General features: G+C 41.8%; 15 protein-coding genes. 10 read left to right on the top strand and 5 right to left on the bottom strand.

The window, feature by feature from the left end:
- The first annotated feature begins 37 nt into the window (after positions 1-37).
- Positions 38-484, top strand: a complete 447-nt coding sequence (locus R0123_RS07700; protein ID WP_323842241.1) for an NfeD family protein — start codon at positions 38-40, stop codon at positions 482-484.
- 169 nt (positions 485-653) lie between these two features.
- On the opposite strand, the gene dapB is transcribed toward R0123_RS07700, so the two are convergent.
- The 4 genes from dapB to R0123_RS07680 all read right to left on the bottom strand — a co-directional run bounded on the left by dapB (position 654) and on the right by R0123_RS07680 (position 4,756).
- Entirely contained in the window at positions 654-1,466 is an 813-nt protein-coding gene (dapB, locus tag R0123_RS07695; protein WP_323843646.1) for a 4-hydroxy-tetrahydrodipicolinate reductase, read from the bottom strand.
- 118 nt (positions 1,467-1,584) lie between these two features.
- Positions 1,585-2,748, bottom strand: coding sequence for a molecular chaperone DnaJ (dnaJ, locus tag R0123_RS07690; RefSeq protein WP_323843645.1), 1,164 nt, complete (start codon positions 2,746-2,748; stop codon positions 1,585-1,587).
- A 207-nt stretch (positions 2,749-2,955) separates the two neighbouring features.
- Positions 2,956-3,945, bottom strand: a complete 990-nt coding sequence (locus R0123_RS07685; protein WP_323843644.1) for a DsbC family protein — start codon at positions 3,943-3,945, stop codon at positions 2,956-2,958.
- Between the two features lie 109 nt (positions 3,946-4,054).
- On the bottom strand, positions 4,055-4,756 hold the full coding sequence (locus R0123_RS07680) for a pseudouridine synthase (protein WP_323843643.1): 702 nt from the start codon (positions 4,754-4,756) through the stop codon (positions 4,055-4,057).
- A 67-nt stretch (positions 4,757-4,823) separates the two neighbouring features.
- On the opposite strand from R0123_RS07680, the gene R0123_RS07675 reads away from it, so the two are divergent.
- Positions 4,824-5,417: a YigZ family protein gene (locus R0123_RS07675; protein WP_323843642.1), complete on the top strand. Its 594-nt coding sequence runs from the start codon at positions 4,824-4,826 to the stop codon at positions 5,415-5,417.
- A gap of 171 nt (positions 5,418-5,588) precedes the next feature.
- Entirely contained in the window at positions 5,589-12,095 is a 6,507-nt protein-coding gene (locus R0123_RS07670) for a S6 family peptidase (protein ID WP_323843641.1), read from the top strand.
- A gap of 299 nt (positions 12,096-12,394) precedes the next feature.
- Here R0123_RS07670 and R0123_RS07665 read toward each other — a convergent pair whose 3' ends face one another.
- Positions 12,395-12,517 (bottom strand): hypothetical protein, encoded by a 123-nt coding sequence (locus tag R0123_RS07665; RefSeq protein WP_323843640.1) that lies wholly within the window; start codon positions 12,515-12,517, stop codon positions 12,395-12,397.
- Between the two features lie 201 nt (positions 12,518-12,718).
- On the opposite strand from R0123_RS07665, the gene R0123_RS07660 reads away from it, so the two are divergent.
- The 7 genes from R0123_RS07660 (at position 12,719) to R0123_RS07630 (ending at position 22,021) form a co-directional block, all read left to right on the top strand.
- Positions 12,719-14,359, top strand: a complete 1,641-nt coding sequence (locus R0123_RS07660) for a peptide ABC transporter substrate-binding protein (RefSeq protein WP_323843639.1) — start codon at positions 12,719-12,721, stop codon at positions 14,357-14,359.
- Positions 14,360-14,546: 187 nt separating this feature from the next.
- A complete protein-coding gene (locus tag R0123_RS07655) occupies positions 14,547-14,735 on the top strand; it encodes a hypothetical protein (protein WP_323843638.1) in 189 nt (62 codons plus the stop codon).
- 363 nt (positions 14,736-15,098) lie between these two features.
- Positions 15,099-16,034, top strand: a complete 936-nt coding sequence (locus R0123_RS07650; protein ID WP_323843637.1) for a pseudouridine synthase — start codon at positions 15,099-15,101, stop codon at positions 16,032-16,034.
- A gap of 61 nt (positions 16,035-16,095) precedes the next feature.
- Positions 16,096-16,596, top strand: a complete 501-nt coding sequence (gene rraA / locus R0123_RS07645) for a ribonuclease E activity regulator RraA (protein ID WP_323842252.1) — start codon at positions 16,096-16,098, stop codon at positions 16,594-16,596.
- A gap of 245 nt (positions 16,597-16,841) precedes the next feature.
- Positions 16,842-17,756 (top strand): LysR family transcriptional regulator, encoded by a 915-nt coding sequence (locus R0123_RS07640; protein WP_323843636.1) that lies wholly within the window; start codon positions 16,842-16,844, stop codon positions 17,754-17,756.
- A 114-nt stretch (positions 17,757-17,870) separates the two neighbouring features.
- Complete coding sequence (locus tag R0123_RS07635) at positions 17,871-19,067, top strand: amino acid aminotransferase (protein ID WP_323843635.1); 1,197 nt, start codon at positions 17,871-17,873, stop codon at positions 19,065-19,067.
- Positions 19,068-19,363: 296 nt separating this feature from the next.
- Entirely contained in the window at positions 19,364-22,021 is a 2,658-nt protein-coding gene (locus R0123_RS07630; RefSeq protein WP_323843634.1) for a transferrin-binding protein-like solute binding protein, read from the top strand.
- Positions 22,022-22,028 lie beyond the last annotated feature (7 nt).

Genomic DNA, 22,028 nt, shown 5'->3' with positions numbered 1-22,028 from the left:
AAAATAAAGAGACAAATGGCTATAAGAGGGCTAAAAGATGATTCAGGCATGGCATTGGCTGGTTTTTGGGGTGGCGTTAGTCACGCTTGAGATGTTTTTACCATCATTTTTTCTGATTTGGTTTGGTGTGGCGGCACTGATCGTGGCATTGGTATTTTGGCTAATACCGATGGGTTGGAGTATCGCTGTTATCATTTGGCTTTTGTTGTCGATTGTGCTGTGCGTACTTTGGTTTAGGTTCATTCAGCCAAAGATTCAAACCCGCACTAAGGCTGGCTTGGGTGGTGCTGGCATCATTGGTGAGATGGGCATGATTGTTGAACATACTGATAGTAAGGGTGGTAAAATTCGCTTTAATGTACCATTGCTTGGGGCAAGTGAATGGGTGTGCCGTACCCATGATGATGTGCCCATCTTAGTAGGAGAGCGTGCGATGATAAAGCGTGTTGTGGGTAATGAGCTGTTTGTTGAAAGGGTGGTCTAAATGCCATGAAAAGCCTCAAAAATTAGGAAAATGGACCTAATTTTTGAGGCTTTTTAATCGCCCCAATTTTGGTAGCTCATTGTGTTTTTAATTTTTTTATTGTTGGCTCATTTTTTGTTTATGCAAATTGCATGATATTTAAAGGCTCTTGGTTTGTGGTTTTTACAAATTATGCCTTTAAACCAAGCACATCTTGCATGTCATACAAACCTGCAGACTGACCGCTCGCCCAGCTGGCAGCACGCACCGCACCCATGGCAAAGGTCATACGACTCATGGCTTTGTGGGTAATTTCGATGATCTCACCATTCATGATGAATTCAACCGTATGCTCGCCGACGATTTCGCCACCACGAATGGCGTGCATGCCGATCTCACCTGGCGTGCGTTTTAATGTGCCTTGACGACCATGAACTAGGGCGGTTTTTAGGCTTTGACCACGAGCGTCAGCAACTGACTTTGCCATCATCAATGCCGTACCAGATGGTGCATCTAATTTGTGTTTGTGGTGATGTTCGATGATTTCAACATCAGCATCTAGTCCTAGCACTTTGGCGGTGGTGGCCAACAGATTGAGCGATAAATTGACGCCTGTTGAATAGTTGCCAGCATAGACAATAGGAATGCTTTGGCTGGCTTTTTTTAATTTAATTTCTTGCTCATCAGACAAACCTGTTACCCCCATAACCATCGGAACACCTGCTGACACACAAGCATCAATGGTTGCATCAACTGCATTGGGTAGGCTAAAATCAATCAATACATTCAATCCTTCTAAGTGCTCAACTTGTGTGAAAGTGGACAATGGTACGCCCACTTTGGGCATGCCGATGAATTCACCTGCATCAGCACCAATCAAACTTGAAAAATTTGGCACAAAGCCTGCCTTTAAGTTGGCGTTTGGGTTGTCTAGTACTGCTTGTAGTAGCATTCGCCCCATGCGACCTGATGCACCCATGATGCCGATGTTGATGTTGCTCATGATGATGTCCTTTAAAGTTGGTGAGTGGTGCATTGGATTATACCCAAAACAGCCTTAAATGAAAATACAAAATAAAAACACGGTAATTTTTTACCGTGTTTTTGACAATGCCAAATGATTAATCAAAAATGTCTTTTACCTCGTCTTTGATTTTATCAAAAAAACCTTTCTTTTTGCCTGCTGCATTTTCTTTGCCAAGTGTGGATTGGAATTGACGAAGCAGTTCTTTTTGTTCATGTGATAAGTTGGTTGGTGTTTCAACAATGATTCGGCAAATCAAATCACCTTGCATACCACCACGCACAGTCGTGACGCCTTTTCCGCGTATGCGTAGCAGTTTGCCAGATTGTGTGCCCTCAACGACTTTAATTTTTAAACGGCCGTCCAAGGTCGGGACCTCAACCTCATCTCCTAAGGCAGCGGTGGCAATGTCTATGGGAACATCTATGTGCAAGTCTGCACCATGACGGGTAAAAATTTCGTGTGATTTGACATGAATTTCAACATACAAATCGCCATTTGGCATACCAGCATCGCCTGCCTCTCCTTTGCCTGCTAGGCGTACACGGTCACCATCATCAACACCTGCTGGGATAGAAACTTCCAGAGTTTGTGATTTTTGTTGCTTGCCCTCGCCATGACAGTCTGGGCAGGCATTTTTGATGGTCTTGCCTGTGCCGTGGCAGTCTGGACAGGTCTGTTGCATGACAAAAAAGCCTTGTTGCATACGCACTTGACCGTGCCCCCCACAGCTGTGGCAGGTGGTGATGTCTGCGTCTGATTTTGCCCCATTGCCACGACAAGTGCCACAACTGACAGATGAACTGAACTGTATTTCTTTTTTGCAGCCTTTAACTGCCTCTTCTAGGCTTAGACTGAGACGATAAAGTAGGTCATTGCCCTTACTGGCACGCGTACGAGATGAACGACCACCGCCAAAGAAATCGCCAAAGCCACCTCCGCCTCCACCGAACGCCTGTCCAAAAATATCACCAAAAATATCACCAAAATCGCCATTAAAACCACCAGCACCACCAAAACCGCCATTATTCATGCCTTGCTCAAAGGCGGCGTGTCCCATGCGGTCGTAGCTGGCGCGTTTTTGTGCATCTGACAGCACCTCGTACGCCATTGTCGCCTCTTTGAATTTCTCTTCGGCGGTTGGATCATCTGGGTTTTTATCTGGGTGGTATTTCATCGCTAGGCGACGATAGGCTTTTTTGATTTCTTTTTCATCAGCCGACTTATCTACGCCCAAAATGGTATAAAAATCTCTGCTCATGTTAATTCCGTAGTGCCAAAATAGTTTTGTTTTTTATGGTGATTTTGCCTCATTTATCAAGGTAGGCATGTGTAAAATTTTACATATTTTCCTTAAAAATTGAGATAAAAATTCATAAAAACGCTCTGTCGGTCATGATAAAATCTCGCACAAGTCTTCGCTTAAAGGCTTGATAAAGGTTGGTGGTATTTATTTAGGTTGCTTATTTTATTTAATATTTAAAAATTCTAAGAATTCATCTGTGGTAAAGTCGCCCTGAAATAAATCGCCATGTTCATTAAAAATGGCAGGCGTAGCAATGATTGCCAATGAATGTGCCATGATTTGATTGTGTTTGATGGGGTTTTTATCATTTTGGCAGGCGTTGCTTATGCCATGAATGCCTTTCATGGCAGCAGATAACAAAGCGGCACGCTTGGTGTTGTTGGTTTCGCACCAAATCTGACGCATGGGAGTATGTGATTCATCATAAACAGGGTAGCCAATGGCTTTTACGGTGATACCTTTTGTGTTAAATTCATGGATTTTATGATGAAACATTCTGCAATATGGGCAGTTGATGTCGGTGGCAATGTACACAACCGCTCTTTGTTGGCCTTTGGCAGGATAGATGGTGAGCGTGTCTTCATCAAGCTTTGAGAATACATGGCGATTTTTGGCGGTCTCAAAGTCATTGTCTAGCCCTGCAAACCGTCCCTCTTTGATGACAGAAATCTCTCCGTTGATGAAATACTGCCCATCAGCACTCACTAAAAACGGTGTGCCACTTGCCGATACGCCCCATAGCACATCTTTGATATTGGTGTGATAAAAAGCAGCATCGTCGTCAATATTTTTAAGAGCCGTCATATTGGAAAGCAAAGCAGTTTTGTGGGCATTGCTGATGGGCGTGCCTGCCGCTGCTGTGCTGATTTGTTTGCTTATATCAAGTATTTTGCTTGGGTTTGGCTCAATATTGCCTTGAATGATGTACTGCAAATCATCTGTGATAAGTAGTGGTTCTTGGCCATTGCCCAAAGTAAGCAGGGTGAGCGAACTGATGGGGCTTGCCACGATGCTTTGAATGGGGACGGTGAGTCCTGCGTTTGTCAATGTGGTGCGAATCACATGATTATCTGTGGTGTTATTATCTGCAGCAATTGCTGTACCAGTAGTGAGAGCCAAACCTAAAATAAGGGGCTTGATGATTTTTTTCATGGTTGTAATTTTCCTTTTTTTAAATTTTTTTTAAACAAAGGGGTTAGCTTGGTGGATGAAAGCCATCTTTTTGCTCAGCATTTTTAAGGTAATTTGTTAAGGTAATTTGTTAAAACTGCTCAATTTCATCTGCTGTCAAAAAGCGACATTCGCCCATTTCTAAGCCATCAAGAGTAATCGTGCCAATGCTGCTACGGTGCAATTTTATGACTTTATTGCCAAAATACGCCATCATGCGTTTGACTTGGTGGTATTTACCTTCGGTCAAAATCAGTGTGGCGTGTGTTTCATCTATGAAAGACAGCTTGGCGGGGTGGGTTTTTTCGGTTTCACCTTCTAACAAAATACCGTTTGCGACTTGCTTGATGGCGTGTGCTTGTTCATCTGCATTCATGGGGTCGGCAAGAGTCAGCTCATAGCATTTGGGTTGGTGGCGTTTTGGGCTGGTTACACGGTGCAACCATGTACCATCATCAGAAAGTAATAACGCCCCTGTGGTATCAACATCAAGTCGCCCTGCCATGCGTAAGCTTGATACTTCGGGAACGGCAATAAGATCGGTAACGATGGGGTGCTCTTTGGCTTTAAGTGTGCATTCAAAGCCATCTGGCTTATACAGTAAAATGTAGCGATTGCCTTCTGCAACACTCAGTGTTTCGCCCGCCCACATGACATCATCATCGCTATTAATGTGGTGACTGCCATCTTTGATGATTTCGCCATTGACGGCGATTTCGCCACGGTGAAGGATTTTTTTGCATTCGCTGCGGGATAATTCGGTAGCCTTGCTGATGAATTTGTCTAATCGCATGATTTTTTTGCTTAAAATAAGTTACAATACCGCCTAGTTTATCACATTTATTCAATAAAACCAAAACATGACCTACCATACGCCATCTATCCCTTGCCAAGCTGTTTATGAAATTAAAAAATCACAATTTCTTGCTTTTGCTTATCCAATTGACAGTAAAGATCAAGTAATGTTTCATGTGGAACAACTAAAATCTGCATATCCTGATGCACGGCATCATTGCACCGCCTACATCATTGGCGATCCAAACAACACCACCTCGGCAGGCTTTGATGATGATGGTGAGCCAAATGGCACGGCAGGTAGACCCATTCTCAATGTTTTGCAACACAAGAGCATTGGTAATGTGCTTGTCGTGGTGGTGCGTTACTTTGGTGGCATTAAACTTGGTGCAGGCGGATTGACACGAGCCTATGCCACCGCTACTCAGATGGTGGTAGATAATATGGTGTTGATGCCATTTATTGCCAAATCAAAGGTCAAAGTCGTGACAGATTTTGCCCATGAAGCACAAATTCGCTATTTGGTGGGGCAGGTTGCTGGTAAGATTATTGGCGTAGATTATGGACAGGCGGTCATCATCAGCGTACAGATGGAGAGTGAGCAGTTGGCAGATTTTAAGATGAGTTTGGGGGTTTATGGAGAGGTTGTAGACGGTTAGTCAATCTGGTTGATGGCGGTATCGGTATGTGTATCTCAGCTTGATGGTCAGTGTGATTGTAAAATAACCGTATTACAGTATTATAATCATCAGATACAAAAAACATAAAAACTGATAAAGCAAGATGTGATACAATATTGGACTATTTTTTTATCAGTAATACTTATTATCATGTCATATCATTTTAAAAAAACTTTGCTTGCCAGTGCTCTTAGCCTTGCTATTTTAGATGCCCATTCTGGTGTTGTTACCGACAGTATCAATTATCAATACTTTCGTGATTTTGCTGAAAATAAAGGAAAGTTTGTGCTGGGGGCGAGTAATATTGAAGTGATTGATAACCAAGGTCATTCACGCGGATTCATGCTTGCTGATGGCACGCCTGTGCCTGATTGGTCAATCATTTCGGTTAATAACGGTGTTGCTCATCTTATTGATCCGCAGTATATTGCCAGTGTCAAACATAATAAATACTATAAATCTGTAGCCTTTGGCTCTCCTAAGCAAGACGGACACCCAGAAAGTAATTTCAACTATTTTATTGTGGATAGAAATGAGAAGCCACCAAGTGGTCAAAATGGCAGGGAAATTAATATTGATGATTATCACATCCCTCGCTTGCATAAATTAGTTACCGAAACAGCCCCGATACCTGTTTTAAAGGTAGATGATTGGAAGGTTTTGCAAGACCGCAGACGCTTTCCTTATATCATGCGAAATGGCATGGGTGTACAAAAGGTTCGCCCCATTGCAGGCGGTGAGGATAAGGAAGTAGCAGGGTTTTATCAGTATTTGATCGGTGGTAATATCATGAATGGCATTGCCTTGCTTGGAAGTGGTGAATTGTATATTGGCGCTGTTGATGGTCGTACCGCTGTTAATAGTAGTGCTTATGGTCCTATGCCCACGATAACACTGGGTGGTGATAGCGGTTCTCCTATCATTGCCTATGATGCTGACCAACAACAATGGACCGCCATTGCTGTTCACCGCGCGGGCAATAAGGTTAATGGCAACTGGACGGTTTTGCATCATAATGACTTTATTGAAAAAACAATGAACGAAGATAAAGTTCATGTTGTCAATAAAGTTCGTGATTCTCGTATTCATTGGTTGGTGAATGAAAATGCCTCCACGATAACCAGTACAGGCGATAAAGATTTACGCCAAGTGGTCAATGTGTATGATAAAGCACAAGCCAACCCCACCCAAACGCACTTTCGTAAAGATTTAAATCACGGTAAAAGCGTGTATTTTTCAGGGGAGAGAGCCACTTTGCGTCTTGGCAGTGATATTCACCAAGGGGCGGGGGCGTTGTACTTTGATGCTGATATGACAGTCATAGGTCCTAGCCGTGATGATGCCACTTGGGTTGGGGCTGGGATATCTGTTGCTGATGGCAAGAAAGTAGAATGGCGATTGCATAATCCAGCAGGTGACCGCTTATCAAAAATCGGTAAAGGTACGCTGAGCGTGTCTGGCAGAGGAAAAAACCTAGGTGATGTTAGCGTGGGCGATGGTAAGCTGATTTTAGCACAGCAAGCTGACCGTGCTGGTGAAAGACAGGCCTTTAATCAAGTTCATATCACCAGTGGTCGACCCACTGTTGTGCTTGGTGATGAACATCAAGTTATCCCTGATAATATCGTGTTTGGCCATCGCGGTGGTCGATTGGATTTAAATGGCAATGATTTAACTTTTAATCGTTTACGCACCGTAGATGAGGGTGCTAAAATCGTCAATCACAATCCTAACAGACCCGCCAACTTGACTTTGACTGTACAAGATAATCTAGATACTGGCAATAACCGACAGATTTTTCAGGGCAATCTGGGCGAAATTAAGCCTACTGTTGATACACCCAATCATGCTTTGAATGTTCGTGTTAATGCATCATCTGCCGATAAAGTGATGATTTTGTCTGGCGATATCAATCTTGATGGTAAGTTGAGCGTAGAAAATGGCACAGTGATACTCTCAGGCAGTCCTGTTCCACACGCTTATGACCATCTGGGCAAAAAAGATGTGGTCTTAGAGGATGAATGGCTCAACCATAATTTTACCGCAAAATCTTTTGAGGTAAGGGGTAACGGCGTCTTATCCACCAGTCGTAATGTGCCACAGATGACAGGTGATGTGTCGGCATTTGGTGATGCCACTGTAAACTTGGGTGCTGTCAATGGCAAGACAGATAATTGCTATCGCTCTGATTATACAGGACAAATTTATTGTAGCAGTGCGGCCATTGCTGAGAAAAATTTGGTCAAGCTCAATCTTTCTGGCGATGTTCATGCTCAAGACCATGCCCATATTAATGTGAATAATGCCACGATTTTAGGTAACTTAAATGCCCAAAATCACGCCAAAATCACCCTAAATAGTGATGTTTTGGCGAAAAATGTGCAATTAAATGATGAAAGCCAATTGCATTTAAAAAATCCAAATCCGCTCACCCTTGCTGTATCAGGTGCTCGCAGAAGCCAAGTTGTGCTGCATGAAAACAGCCATTGGCAGCTGCCAGACAGTGGTAAGATTGGCCATTTGGACGGAAAGACTGGCAGTCAAATCACGCTCAACACAACGACAAACCCTAGCGAATTTAAAAATCTAACTCTCAATGGTGATTTGTCAGGCAGTATTCAATTCAATCACCAAACCAATTTGGCACAAGGTGAGGCCGACACTTTGACTGTGCATGGTTATGCCACAGGCAATCATACACTTACTGTGCAAAATACAGGGGCAGAAGCCAAGGTTGCTGAGCTTGACTTGGTGGCATTAAAACACGGCGGGCAAGAAAGCAAAGATGTTGAGTTTAAACTAAAAGATGACTTTGTGCATGCAGGAGCTTGGCGTTATACATTAAAAAATGACGAAACCAACCGCTATTATTTGTTTAATGAGCAAAAGTCGGAAGAGATTAGAGTCCGAAAAGATGCTGAAGCTAAAAAGGCGGCAGAAGATGCCCAAAAGGCCAAACAGGCCCTAGCTGATGCCATCAAAGCACGAGAAGATGCCCAAAAGGCTTTGGAGCAGGCACTGGCAAATGGTGGTGCAAGTGCCAAAGATCTGGAAGTGGCTCAGCAGCAGACACAAGATGCCAGAAAACTGGCCGAGCAGGCACAAGCAAGCAAGGCTAATGCTGAAAGACAATTGGCTGAGATTCGCCAGCAATTAGCCGATGCACAAACCGCCCAAACCCAAGCAGATGATTTAAGAGTGCAGGCTCAGCAATCACTGCAAGAGGCCTTGGCTGCTAAAAATGCTCTACAAGATCAACTCAATGCGGTCAATGGTGCCAAAACTCAAGCTGAAAATGAAAAACTACAAGCTCAAGCCGCCTTACGGCAGGCCATCAATGATAAGGCTCAAGCTGATATTGATAAAACTCAAGCCATACAGTCATTGCAGCAGGCATTGACCGCCCAAGTTGAGGCTGAACGCCAAAAAGTCAAAGCTCAAGAAGACTTGCAAGAACTCCAAGCTCAAAAAACCAATTTGGAACAACAACTTGCCAACGTTCAAGGTAAGAAAAACACAAACGATGAAGAGCTGACAGCGTTGCGACATCAGTTGGCATCGTTCAATCAACAGCTTAGCGAAAAAGAAAAAGCTCTGATTGAGGCTCAAGCTGCCCAACTGATGGCAAAACAAGCCCAAGATCATGCTGAACATTTACAAAATCAAGCACAGAAGCGATTTGAGCAGGCTAACCAAGTGTTGGTTTTGGCCAATCAACAAAAAGATGAAGCGTTAAACAAAGCCATTCGGGCTGAGCAAGCCAAAAATCAAATAGAGCAACAGCTGAATCAAACTCAAGCTCAATTAACCCAAGCTAATGCCGATAAAAAAGATGCGGAACACAAATGGCATGATGCAAAGTTGGCACTAAAAAATGCTCAAGATATTCAGCAGGATTTAAGTCAGGCAAAGCAAGATGCTCAAAATGCCCAGCGTGTGGCAGAGCAAGCTTTAAAATTGGCCGAAGAAGAAGCTAAAAAGCAGGCAAGTCTTGCCAAAAAAGCCCAAGAAGCTTTGAGTCAATCACAAATCAATTTGGCAAAATTGCAATCTGATCTGACCCAATCGCAAAAAGAGCTGAACCAAACTCAGTTGGTGCTAAGCCAAGCTCAGAGCGATAAGTCGGCTTTACAAAACCAATTAGATGCTGCCAATGCAGAGAATATGAAGGCTCAAAGCGAGTTGGCTCAGGCTATTTTGGCTAAAAAGACAGCACAAGAGGCTTTGCAACTGGCGCAGAAAAATGATTCGGCTGATGTGGCAAAATTAACCCAAGATTTGACCAATGCCAATGCCCAGGTAGCACAAAAAACGGACGAATTGCAAAATGTCGTTGATGCTCAAACTGCCTTGAAAAATACTCTGGCAGATAAAGAAAGAGAATTGGGCGATTTGACCCAAATGCTAACAAAAGCCAATCAAGCCAAAGAAAAAGCCCAAAACCAATTGGTTGCCAAACAACAAGAACTGGCAAGCATTCAGGCCAAACTGATCCAGTCTCAAGCAGACAAACAGACCGCTGATTTGGCCAGACAAAAAGCAGAGAAGGATAAGCAACAAGTCCAAGAAAACTTAGTAAAATCTCAATCGGATTTTATCAGATTAAAATCTGATAAAACTAAGTTGGAAGAGGATTTGGCAAACGCAGTTTCGTCTAAAAATCAAGCAGAGAAAGTTTTGAAGGTTGCTCAGGATGGTTTGGTTGAAGCACAAGCTGAGAAAAAAGCTCTCGAAGGTGCTTTGAAATTGGCACAATCACAGGGTCTGGCTGATGTTACTAAATTGCAAAATGATTTGTTGCAGGTTCAGGCTCAAGTGACGAAGCAAGAGCAGGCACTAACAAAAGCCAATCAAGCCAAAGAAAAAGCCCAAAACCAATTGGTTGCCAAACAACAAGAACTGGCAAGCATTCAGGCCAAACTGATCCAGTCTCAAGCAGACAAACAGACCGCTGATTTGGCCAGACAAAAAGCAGAGAGGGATAAGCAACAAGCGCAAGAGCAAGTTAAGCAGGTGACTCAGCTATTTGCTCAAAATACCAAACTGGCCCAACAACAAGCCGAAGACGCTAAAAAAGTGGCACAGCTGGCAAAGGAGCAAGCAAAAAATGCTCTTGCCGATGTTAAATCTTTAAGTGCCAAATTGCAAGCCAGTACTGCTGCAAATGAACAAACCATTGCTCAGCTTAAAGTGCATTTGGCACAGGCACAGCAAAAGCTTGATTCACAAAATCAAGTACTGGTCGATGCTCAACAAAGTTTAATGGCGATGAATCGGCAGTTGGCAAACATTGAGCTTCAAAATGAGCAGCTACAAAAGCAATTAAGCCAAGAACAACAACTGCGTGAACAAGCTCAGATGGCAAGAAATGAAGCCATAGAAATACAAAGGCAAGCAGAGATTGCCAAAGCTGATGTCATTGTCGCTCTTAATCAATCGCAACAAAAACAAGCGGAGGCTCAACAAAGATTGGCCGATGTTGAACGGTTGGCTGATGAAAAATCTAAGTTAATAGTGGCTTTGGAGCAAGAAAGAGATCGGTTGATTCAAAAGTTGGCACAAACTTTGGTGGATTTAAAAGCCCAAAAAGCCAGTCTGATTCAGTCGCAAAGTCAAACTCGATTGGTGCTAACCCAAGCAGAAGAGTCTAAGAAACAATCTGAAGCTCAGCAGGCCGAAAAAGTTTCTTTAGCCAAAGATTTAGCCGCCCAAAAAGCTCGGCAAGATGCTCAGGCTGCTCAAAATGTTAAGCAGTCTGATGTCATCAGTCAATATGCAAATACCGCTTTGTCTGAATTGTCAGCAGGGGCATACCACTTGGTACATATCAATCAGCGCATCAATGAGCGCGTGCAACATCTAGATAGCAAGCATTCAGGTGTTTGGATTCAGGCGGACACCCAAAAGACTCACCATTTTTCTGACCAGTATCGTGGCTATGAACAAAAAAGTCAGCTGACCCAAATTGGTTTGGATCATGCTTTGCCATTGAGCATGGGCGACTTGATACTGGGGGCATCTTTGAGTCATTTGCATTATGTTGCTGATTATGCCGATGACTTTAAAGGTAAGGGTCAACTTGTTACGGGTACGGCATACGGTAAATGGCAACATCATGATGGTTTGGCATTGATGGGAGATGTGTCAATAGGTCAAGCCAAATCCGAAACAAAGCATCATCAAACCCAAATGCCTGATATCAACAAAAATATGTCAAGTGTCGGTTTGGGAGTTGCCAAAACTTTTAATAATGACTTGCTTGATGTGAAAGTACACACAGGTGTGCATTACCATCAATTGGGTAGCGCAAATTATCAAATCAGAGTTAATGATGGTACCGAGGTAAGCGTTAAGCAAGACAAAATTGGCATGATGAGTTATCAGGCAGGTGTCAATATTGGCAAGGCCATTCAGATGACACATGGGCTGACTGTTCGTCCAAGTGTTGGTGTCAGCTACCGCCATACCAATTCTGATGCCAAAATTCATATCAACAACCAAGCATTGACACAAAAATTTGCCAATGAGGTGGTGGGGCAAGTCGGAGTTGTGCTTGGTAAAGAGAATGTTGAGATAAAGTTACAGGCAGATTATGCCAAGAACAATGAATCTGGCACGAGAGCCAATGTCTTAGCGGGCGTTAATTTTAAATTCTAAATTGATGCCTACCAAGCAGGCTTGCCAGTCTTTTAAAAAGATGATGATTGTACAATTTGGCCATTAAGCTGCTAAAGTACGATGGTAGGCTGATTAAACTTAGAATTTAGATCAGCAGTTTGTCAATTATCTTATCGGACCTTGCATCAAAAGTGATTGAAAGTGGTGCAAGGTCTTGGTTTTGTTGTGCCATGTGCGGCTAAGATGAATATTGATAAGCGATAAATGTTGAGTGCTAATCAGTGCTTATTGTTGATTTTTATATGTGACAATAAAACCACAAAGTGAACTTTGTGGTTTTATCGTGTTTTGCCATTCCTAAATTTCCATGTCGTCATCATGACATTCAGCATTCGTCCATGTCGGCATATCCATTCACCCAATCCTTGCTGATGTTCATATTGTGCCAATTTTCTTGGCATAAAACAATACACTAATATCGCCAATGCGTGTAAGAAAATACTTACATGAAAAATGAGATTTATATATTCAAAAATGGAATAAAAAACCAAAACCATTTATTCTATGATGATGATAAAATACCCCAAATAATGCTTTAGGGCTTTAATTACTTGTGCTTAAAGCCCATAACTTCTGGCAAAATGATCAAAAAGGAATGTATTATGACAAAACATACGCTAAAATTTGCAGTCTCGGCTTTGTCTATTGGTGTGTTGCTTGCCGTGTCGGGCTGTGAAAACAAATCCGAATCGGCCCAGTCAGACGCTAAAACAAGCGAAACTGCCAGTAAGCAAGACAAGACAACGCTAACCATTAACAACGGTGCAGAAATCAGCTCACTTGACCCCCACAAGACAGGTGGTGTACCAGAATCGTCAGTTGCACGCCAGCAGTTTGTGGGATTGACCAGTACAGATGTAGATGGCAAATTAATCGCAGGCATTGCAGAAAGTTGGGAAAGTGCGGACAACATCACTTGGGTATTTAAACTTCGTGATGCCAATTGGTCAAATGGCGATGCCATTACAGCACATGATTTTGTATTTAGTTTTCAGCGTATGGTTGACCCTAAGACCGCCGCTAATTTTGCCAATTTTATTGCAGACGCCAAAGTGCTAAATGCTAGCGACATTATTGAGGGTAAATTGCCACCAGAACAGGTCGGTGTAAAGGCACTTGATGATAAGACTTTGCAAATCACCTTATCTGAACCCGTACCATATTTTCCACAGATGGCTGCCTACACTGCCATGCGTCCTGTGCCCAAGAAAGTGGTCGAGACACTTGGTGATGCATGGGCAAAACCTGAAAATATTGTGGTAAACGGTGCGTATATTTTAAAAGACTGGAAAGTTGGCGAAAAAATGGTCTTTGTCAAAAACCCACATTACTATGACGCTGCCAATGTCGCCATTGAGCATTTGGTGTTGTTGCCGATTGATAGCGGCCCAACGGATTATTCACGATATCAAGCGGGTGAGATTGACATTACTTTTACCGATATTCCAAGTGATGTGTTGGCATCGACTAATAAAGATGAGGTTAAGACCTCACCATCATTTTGTTCATATTATTATGAAATGAATGTCAAAAAACCGCCATTTGACGATTTGCGTGTCCGCCGTGCAATGACGCTGGCACTTGATCGTGAAACCATCACTGAAAAAGTTGCTGCTCGTGGTGAGATGCCGTCTTATCAGATGACGCCAACAGTCGTATCTAACAACCCAAATTATACCCCAGATTGGCACAAACTTGACAAAACTGCACGCATTGCTGAGGCTAAGCGGTTGCTCAATGAGGCAGGTTACAATGAGTCTAATCCGCTTAAATTTGACTTACTTTATAATACCAGCGAAAATCATAAAAAAGTTGCTGTTGCTGCCCAATCACTATGGCATGATGCACTTGGCTTTGTCAAGATTAATCTGGTTAATCAAGAGTGGAAGGCATATCTGGCAAGTCGCCGTAACCACGAACATCAAATGGCGCGTGCAGCTTGGTGTGGCGACTATAATGACCCAGCAGCCTTTTTGAATGTCATGCGTACTGAGGGCTCAGGCAACTATGGCAATTACTCCAATGCAGATTATGACGCATTATTAAAAACATCTTTGACTAAGACCAGTGATACTGAACGCGCCAAGGTGTATCATGACTTAGAGGCGATTTTGGATAAAGATGTGCCAAATGTATGGGTGTATTACCAAGTTAATGCAAGGGCGGTTAAGCCTTATGTTCAGGGCTATTCTACTAAGGATGCACTGGGTAATTGGCAAGCTAAGTACTGGTCAATTAAATAAAAATCTTAAAAGCCAAAAAAAGGGGTGAAAGCCCCTTCTGCTGGCGCGAAAAATACACATTCAATAAACATAAAAAGCTCCCAGTAGTACAGGAGCTTTTTGTAATCACGCAAATCGTAATAATCTAATAAAAAACAATAAGGCCGCAACCGTTATGATTGTGGCCTTATTGTTTTGGGAGATTTACATGATTTTTTCCGTATTCGTCCTTGCCTTACTTCCATTTACCACAGCATTCGTCCATGTCGGCATATCCATCTGCCATCTCCTTGCTGCTTGGGAATATTATGCCAAATTTAAAACAACAAGAAAATACGCCAATATCGTCAATTTTTGTCAGCTTTTTCTTACAAAGTGCAAGATTGAGAGATATTGAGAGATATTGTTGAGAGCTGACCAAAATAGCTTGTTTGTTTTTATGATCAATACATTCTTGTCATCAATATGGTATTTGTTTGCAGTGGTTTTTGGGGCTTTAAGATGGTCAAGGTTGGCGGTTTGGCCTTTAAAAAAAGTTTTGCAATTGATTGATTAAAGCGAGTGTCTTAAATTTTTAATGAATGATGCTGTGTTAATGACTTTTTTATAAAAAATAAAGCCAGCTGGCAGGTGTTAAGTCGTTTGTTGTAAGCATTGTGGCTCTTTTTGGTGGTTGTGCTAAATTTATCAGCTGGGAAAATGTTTGGTTAAGACTGATCAAAATCATTTATAATGGATGATTTGATCAAGGGGCTTTGTAATGGGTGAAGTATTTGTTCCTCCGATGATTGATGGCGTGTCTCCTAGTGTGGTTTATTTAGAAAAATTTATGGACAATACCAAGAGGCCCGCTGACATTTATCATTTTCTTTGTCAAAAATTTCCTCATATCTTGCCTGATGAATGGCAGAGGCGTTTTGATGATGGTTTGGTCATTTGGGACGATGGCAGGCGGGTTGATGCCAATTCTCCTTATTGTCATGGACGCCATATTTATTATTATCGGTTCTTAGAAAATGAAACCATTGTACCGTTTGAACACGAGATAATCTTTGAAAATCGGGAATTTATGGTTGTGGATAAACCTCATTTTCTTACAGTTACCCCAAGTGGTAACTATGTTAGACAAACGCTCTTAACTCGTCTAAAGTGCAAAACGAATATTTCCACACTCTCCCCCATTCATCGTCTTGATAGAGAGACGGCAGGGTTAATACTCATCAGCAAAAATTCTGAGACCAGAGGCATTTATCAGTCATTATTTAAAAAACAAACCATCAAAAAAGTTTATCATGCCATTGCACCTGTTCATTTTGGTTTGGCTTTTCCGCTTGATGTGAGTTTGTGCATGGAGCGTGGCGAGCCTTTTTACACAATGGCGGTGGTAGATGGTGTACCTAATTCTCATACACGCATTCATCGGTTGCAAGTGCATGATGGCTGGGCGAAGTATGAACTTTATCCTACCACAGGTAAGTTGCACCAATTAAGAGTGCATTTGAATCATCTGGGCATTCCGATTAAAAACGACCCTTATTACCCAAGCATTTGCCATAAAGAACAGGGCGATTTTGCCTCACCGCTACAACTGCTTGCTTATTCACTCAGTTTTGTTGACCCCATCACAAAGCAACAAATGAGTTTTAGGTCAAATCGCACGCTTGACTTAGTGTCGGATAAATTGACAAAAGATTGATGAAATGCTATTTTTGTAAAAAAATTTGTTCGTTGTAGTTTGTGATGATGGGAGTGAAACGATGGGTGTATTTGTAACTTGTGATTTGTTAGATGCCAACGAGGACAAAAAAATCCAAGTGGTTTTACCAAGCATAGATGGTAAATTTTTTCGCAGTTTTGGTGGTCGTAAATCATTTGGTGGACAAATTGTTACTGTCAAATGTTTTGAAGATAATTCACGAGTTAAGGAATTGTTGGCAACCGATGGCATTGGTAAAGTGCTGGTTGTTGATGGCGGTGCTTCTATGCGATGTGCATTATTGGGTGATATGATTGCCGAAAGTGCTGTCAAACATGGCTGGTCAGGTGTGATTATTTATGGTTGTGTGCGTGATGTTGATGCACTTGCTGAGCTTGATTTGGGTGTGCAGGCATTGGGCTCAACCCCGCAAAAGTCCATTCGTAAAGGTGTGGGTGAGATAGGGCTTGATTTGTACCTTGGTGGCGTTACTATTTGTGATGGTGCGTATGTCTATGCGGATAACAATGGCATTTTGCTGTCAGACATTGCCTTAGTGTGATTGGTCTTTGTGTTATTGGTCTTTCTTTAAACCTAATAATAAAATATGCCCATAAAAGCTGATTGACCAAAGCGGTTTGGTCTGTTGAATAAAATAATATTAACCAAAAAACCAATCTTAAATTAAAGATTGGTTTTTTATTTTGGTTTTAATGAGGGTTGGGATTTATTTTCATAAGCTACTTGTATCTTTAAAATTATAATTTATAATAATAACTGATACATATATTACTAGGGATTATAACCGTGAGTACTACGCTACGCCAACTGCGTGCTTTTGTGCTTGTCGCTGAACAAAACAGCTTTACTAGGGCGGCTGAGATTTTGTGCCTGACTCAATCTGCTTTGAGTGGGCTGATTAAAGAGCTTGAGCAAAATCTTGATGTTAAGCTGTTTGATCGTACTACTCGCAAGTTACACTTGTCCGATGCAGGAACACGACTACTGCCACAAGCAAGACGAGTGCTGAACGAGATGTCGGTACTCAACGAAAAAGTCGCAAACCTCAAATCGTTGCACCAAGGTCATGTGCGTTTGGCGGTGTCTCAGCAATTATCGGCATCAACCATGCCAAAATTCATTGCTAAATTTTGTGAATTGCATCCACATATCCAAGTAACCCTAACTGACTGTTCGGTGGATAATGTTGTAGATTCTATTGAAAATTTAGAAGCTGATTTGGGCATTGCACCTGAGAGAACTTATTCAGATGATTTGCAAACAGATACGTTGTTTAGCTCACCGTTTTATTTGGTACTACCTAAGACCCATTTTTTTGCTAATGAAGAGGTAATCCGCTGGACGGATTTATTGAATGAACGCTTAATCACCCTAAATGGACCATTCATTAAGTCTTTGCAAAACGAGCTACCAGCACCAATTTCGAGCCGTATTTTTAATCCTGATTTTGAGATAAACTTTCTATCAACAGCACTTGGCATGACGAGAATGGGTTTGGGTGTAACGATTTGCCTACTCTATGCAGCAGAATGGGTGGAGCTGTATGGTTTGGTCATGCGTCCGATTGCAGAGCCTGTGGTTGAGAGGAAATTTCTGCTCTATACGCATAAAAATCGTTCGTTATCACCTGCCGCACTTGCTTTTAAGGATTTTTTGATTGAAAACGCACATGAATTTTTGGTGAGCAGTCCAAAAGAATAGTTGCTGTATTTTGCCACTTTTGTTTAGAAATGATCTGCACAAGAGGTGGGATTTGGTTTATACTGTATTGGTTATCATTTTCGCCGTTAGGCTTTAATTAAAGGAAAAGTTGTCATGTTTAATCATGTTGAACGCTACGCAGGCGATCCAATCTTGGGTCTGATGGATAAGTTTGCAAACGATCCACGAAGCGATATCAAGGTAAATTTGGGTGTCGGTGTTTACTATACTGAAGATGGCAAACTGCCCGTGCTTGAATGTGTAAAAACCGCTGAAGCACAAATTGCCAATCCGCCACGACCAAGAGGTTATTTGCCAATGGACGGCTTGGCTGGATACAAAAAAGCGTGCCAAGAGCTATTATTTGGCAAAGACAGTCAGGCAGTTGCTGAGGGTCGTGTGGCAACCATCGCTACTTTGGGTGGTTCGGGAGCATTAAAAGTGGGGGCGGACTTCATTCATCAGTGGTTTCCAAAAGCCAAATGTTATGTATCAAAGCCAACTTGGGGTAATCACATCAGTATCTTTGCAGGTGCTGGCATGGAGGTGGGTGAGTATCCATATTATGATGCTGCTACGATTGGCGTAAAATTTGATGAAATGTGTGAGTTTTTTAAAAGTCTAAACCAAAACGATGTCGTATTGTTGCACCCATGTTGCCACAATCCAACTGGTGTAGATTTGGATCGTGAGCAATGGGATATTGTACTTGATATCATTAAAGATAAAAAACTTATCGCATTCATGGACATTGCCTATCAAGGCTTTGGTGATGACATGGACAGTGATGCATACGCCATTCGCCGTGCTGTAGAGCTGGGCTTGCCAGTATTTGTATCAAATTCATTTTCAAAAAACTTATCGCTATATGGCGAGCGTGTTGGGGGTTTGTCAGTAGTTGCACCATCGGCAGATGAAGCTGAGCGTGTGCTTGGACAGCTAAAATTTACCGTGCGTCGCATCTATTCTAACCCGCCATCACACGGTGGTGCGGTTGTTGATATTGTGATGAATGATGATGAATTGTTTAATCAATGGGTGGGCGAGGTGTATGAAATGCGAGATCGTATTCGCACGATGCGTCAAAAGTTACAAGACACATTGAGTGCCAAATTGCCTGAGCGTGATTTTAGCTATTTCACCAAACAGCGTGGCATGTTTAGTTTTACTGGCTTAAATGCTGAGCAGGTGGTGCGTCTGCGTGATGAGTTTGCGGTATATATGGTAGAAAATGGTCGTATGTGCCTTGCAGGGCTAAACAGCAAAAATGTTGAATATGTTGCTTATGCGATGGCAGAAGTATTAAGATAATTTTAACTGCTGTTTTTAGTGTAAATACCCCGAAGTTGGTTGTCCAACTTTGGGGTATTTTTTTATTGTTTAAACTGGTAATCAGATTCTGCCGTGGACAGCAATACTTTTTGAAAGCAATTTAATTATTGATAATAATTCTTATTGCTTTTTCATTTAAGATTAATTATAATAAATCCGACCATAAGCGTAAGAAATCATTAATATTTCACCATCTTTTGTTACAAAAAAATAATCAAATTGCAAGGTTGTTGTTTGTGCAATCTGACTGATTAATTCATCTGCTTGGAGGCGTTATGTCTGATTTATCCAATACTAAAAAGCTCACCCCTTTACCACTGGTTCTGGCTGTCAGCACTGTGTTATTAACCGCTTGTAATGGCGGTGGATTTAGTAATTCACGCTATATTGAGGTCGGCGTGAATCCAACTGCCACTCCTCAGCCACCAACAAAAGACGATGCTCAGCCTGTGCCACCCAACCAAAATAGCGATACTTTAATTAAGCCTTTATTTGGTTCTGCATTAAGCGCGGTTATGCCCATTCCAAAACGCAAACGGGCTGTAGATTACAAAGATGTCAGTTATTTTGGTGAACATGAGCAGCTAAGCGAAGATGCCCTTGAAAAAAATAGCCAAAAGACTCTTGCGGACTTGACCAAAGAGCTTAAACAAAATTATGACCAAAAAAACAAAGAGCGTTATAAAAGTAATTTTTCAGAGGAAATGTCGCCTTATAAAAAGCCTCATGACGACTACAAATATGTCAAAACAGGCTGGATATTTTCTTACTTTTATGCTGATGAAACATTAGAAAAAATGGATGAAAAGGGCAGAAAATACCTCCTAAGAGATGGTGATGGTTATGTATATTATTATGCCGAACAGCCTACCATCGGACGCACCATGGGCAATGTACAATACACAGGTTCATGGGATTTTGTCACCGATGCAAAGCGTGATAGGCGTCAAAATAATGAACGGTCAGAGCGGGGGCCTGTGGGTGGTGGTGCGACTTTTGGTATGGATAACTACTGGGGTGATGATATGGGGGCGACCTCATTTGCTGAATACTCTTCTGGGCAGTACTCACCACGAAACGGCAATCATCAAGCGACTTTTCAAGCCAACTTTGATGACAAAACTTTAAAGGGGACTTTAAGCAGGAGTAAACAAGCAACCCCAAATGGCAAGCGAGAGACCGTAAACCGTTATGAAATTGATGCCACAATTCAAGGCAATCGTTTTTCTGGCAGTGCCAGAGCAGTAGATAGAGACACTACTTTACAATTTTTCCAAAAAGATGCGACCAATCGTCTGGAAGGTGGATTTTTTGGGCCTAATGCTGAAGAGTTGGGTGGGCGATTCTTGACAGACGATAATTCGGTATTTGGGGTATTTTCAGGTAAACAAACCGAAAATCAGGTGAAGAAGTTGGAAGTCCGATATGATGGGTTGTATGTGGATACCACTCAGGACAGTCAAATTAACCCTGCACAAAAAGCAACCATACATTCGATTGCCAACTTTGGCAATGTCAATCAACTACAGATAGGCTCTCAGTTTATTGAGCTTTTGCCTAATGACCATCGTCAAAAAATAGTACAACTTGCTTCAGGTCAAAAAGCCGTTGTTACAAGCTTTGGTACAACAGACGGTTTGTTGCGTTTGGGTTCGTTTAACAGAGCTGTTGTGCCTAATTCAAGTGGTAATGGCCAACCAAAACCGCCTGCCAATCCTGGCTATTCAGAAAGTGAGCTTCAACAGGCAAAAAATAAGTTGCAAGAGGCTAGGGAGGAAATCCTTGGCGATGTTGAAAATGAATTGAATGAGTATTTAGACAGTCCGACATTAGTATTAAAAGCAAAAATTACCAAAAAGATTCTGTCTGCGTTTACAGATGTCAAGCCAGCCGAGGCGAAATTGGCGAAGCTATTTGGTAAATTTGAGTACAGTAGTATTGAAGAAGCATTGGGCTTGATGAGGCAGGGTGATAAATTTGACCCAGATGTCTTAGCTAATTTGCAAAAGTATTTACCAAAACGCGAAGTAGAGCCACAATATAGCGAGCAGGTGATTGATAATGCTAAGGCTGATCTTAAACAAAAAATCAACACTGAAAAACGAGATTTGATTGATTTGATCAATGTTTATATTCTGTTATCAGAAGATGATGGAAAACAAGAAAGTAAACAAGAAATCATCACCAAGGTGCTAGAAGCATACACCAACAATAAACATCAGGCAATCAAACAAAAACTTGAGTCTTTGTTAGATGAACAGACTGAAGGCGAGGTTAATGAAAATCATGAAATTGTCAAATTGTTTGTTGGCGGTGATAAATTTGATTTGACGGTATTGGAAAATTTAAAAGAATTTTTACCAAAACCTGATGCAAATAGTGGCAATGGCCAATTGCAAGCACAGATTGCAATTGATGATTCTGTCAGAGGGTTTTATCTATTGGGTGATCGTACCCCAAGTGAACAGATTCCAAGCCGAGGCGAGGTAAGTTATTCAGGCACTTGGCATGGGCGAATTGGCGACCACTGGCAAACCAGAGCTGGCGAGGGTGCGTATGATAGCAAAGCTAATTTTAATGTTAATTTTGATGAAAGAAAATTGACAGGTCAGCTGATTAAAGAGAAAGACACGAACCCTGTTTTCCAAATTAACGCCAACATTGTAAAAAATGGTTTTGAAGGCACGCTAAATCTTGCCAGACGACTTGACTTAGACCCTGGTAGACAACAAAATAATCAAATTTTACAATCCATTGACAACAGCAAAGTGCAAGGTGGATTTTATGGCAAAGACGCCAAACATTTGGCGGGTATATTCTCTTTTGAGGGTAGATTAGAGAAGCAAACCGAAGAGAATAAGTCTGACACTGTTGTGGGTGGTGGTGTGTTCTATGGCACAAGTGAACAGGTAAATAATAAAGAGAAAAAATAAGGAATTG

The organism is Moraxella sp. Pampa (genome assembly GCF_035181385.1).
GTDB lineage: Bacteria > Pseudomonadota > Gammaproteobacteria > Pseudomonadales > Moraxellaceae > Moraxella.
Note: the sequence above shows the minus strand (reverse complement) of the source record. Positions and strands in the feature narration are given on the sequence as shown.

Excerpts from the sequence above, each read along its gene's own strand:
- R0123_RS07700 (WP_323842241.1), top strand. The coding sequence starts at position 38 with ATGATTCAGGCATGGCATTGGCTGGTTTTTGGGGTGGCGTTAGTCACG.
- dapB (WP_323843646.1), bottom strand. The coding sequence starts at position 1,466 with ATGAGCAACATCAACATCGGCATCATGGGTGCATCAGGTCGCATGGGG.
- dnaJ (WP_323843645.1), bottom strand. The coding sequence starts at position 2,748 with ATGAGCAGAGATTTTTATACCATTTTGGGCGTAGATAAGTCGGCTGAT.
- R0123_RS07685 (WP_323843644.1), bottom strand. The coding sequence starts at position 3,945 with ATGAAAAAAATCATCAAGCCCCTTATTTTAGGTTTGGCTCTCACTACT.
- R0123_RS07680 (WP_323843643.1), bottom strand. The coding sequence starts at position 4,756 with ATGCGATTAGACAAATTCATCAGCAAGGCTACCGAATTATCCCGCAGC.
- R0123_RS07675 (WP_323843642.1), top strand. The coding sequence starts at position 4,824 with ATGACCTACCATACGCCATCTATCCCTTGCCAAGCTGTTTATGAAATT.
- R0123_RS07670 (WP_323843641.1), top strand. The coding sequence starts at position 5,589 with ATGTCATATCATTTTAAAAAAACTTTGCTTGCCAGTGCTCTTAGCCTT.
- R0123_RS07665 (WP_323843640.1), bottom strand. The coding sequence starts at position 12,517 with ATGCCAAGAAAATTGGCACAATATGAACATCAGCAAGGATTGGGTGAA.
- R0123_RS07660 (WP_323843639.1), top strand. The coding sequence starts at position 12,719 with ATGACAAAACATACGCTAAAATTTGCAGTCTCGGCTTTGTCTATTGGT.
- R0123_RS07655 (WP_323843638.1), top strand. The coding sequence starts at position 14,547 with ATGATTTTTTCCGTATTCGTCCTTGCCTTACTTCCATTTACCACAGCA.
- R0123_RS07650 (WP_323843637.1), top strand. The coding sequence starts at position 15,099 with ATGGGTGAAGTATTTGTTCCTCCGATGATTGATGGCGTGTCTCCTAGT.
- rraA (WP_323842252.1), top strand. The coding sequence starts at position 16,096 with ATGGGTGTATTTGTAACTTGTGATTTGTTAGATGCCAACGAGGACAAA.
- R0123_RS07635 (WP_323843635.1), top strand. The coding sequence starts at position 17,871 with ATGTTTAATCATGTTGAACGCTACGCAGGCGATCCAATCTTGGGTCTG.
- R0123_RS07630 (WP_323843634.1), top strand. The coding sequence starts at position 19,364 with ATGTCTGATTTATCCAATACTAAAAAGCTCACCCCTTTACCACTGGTT.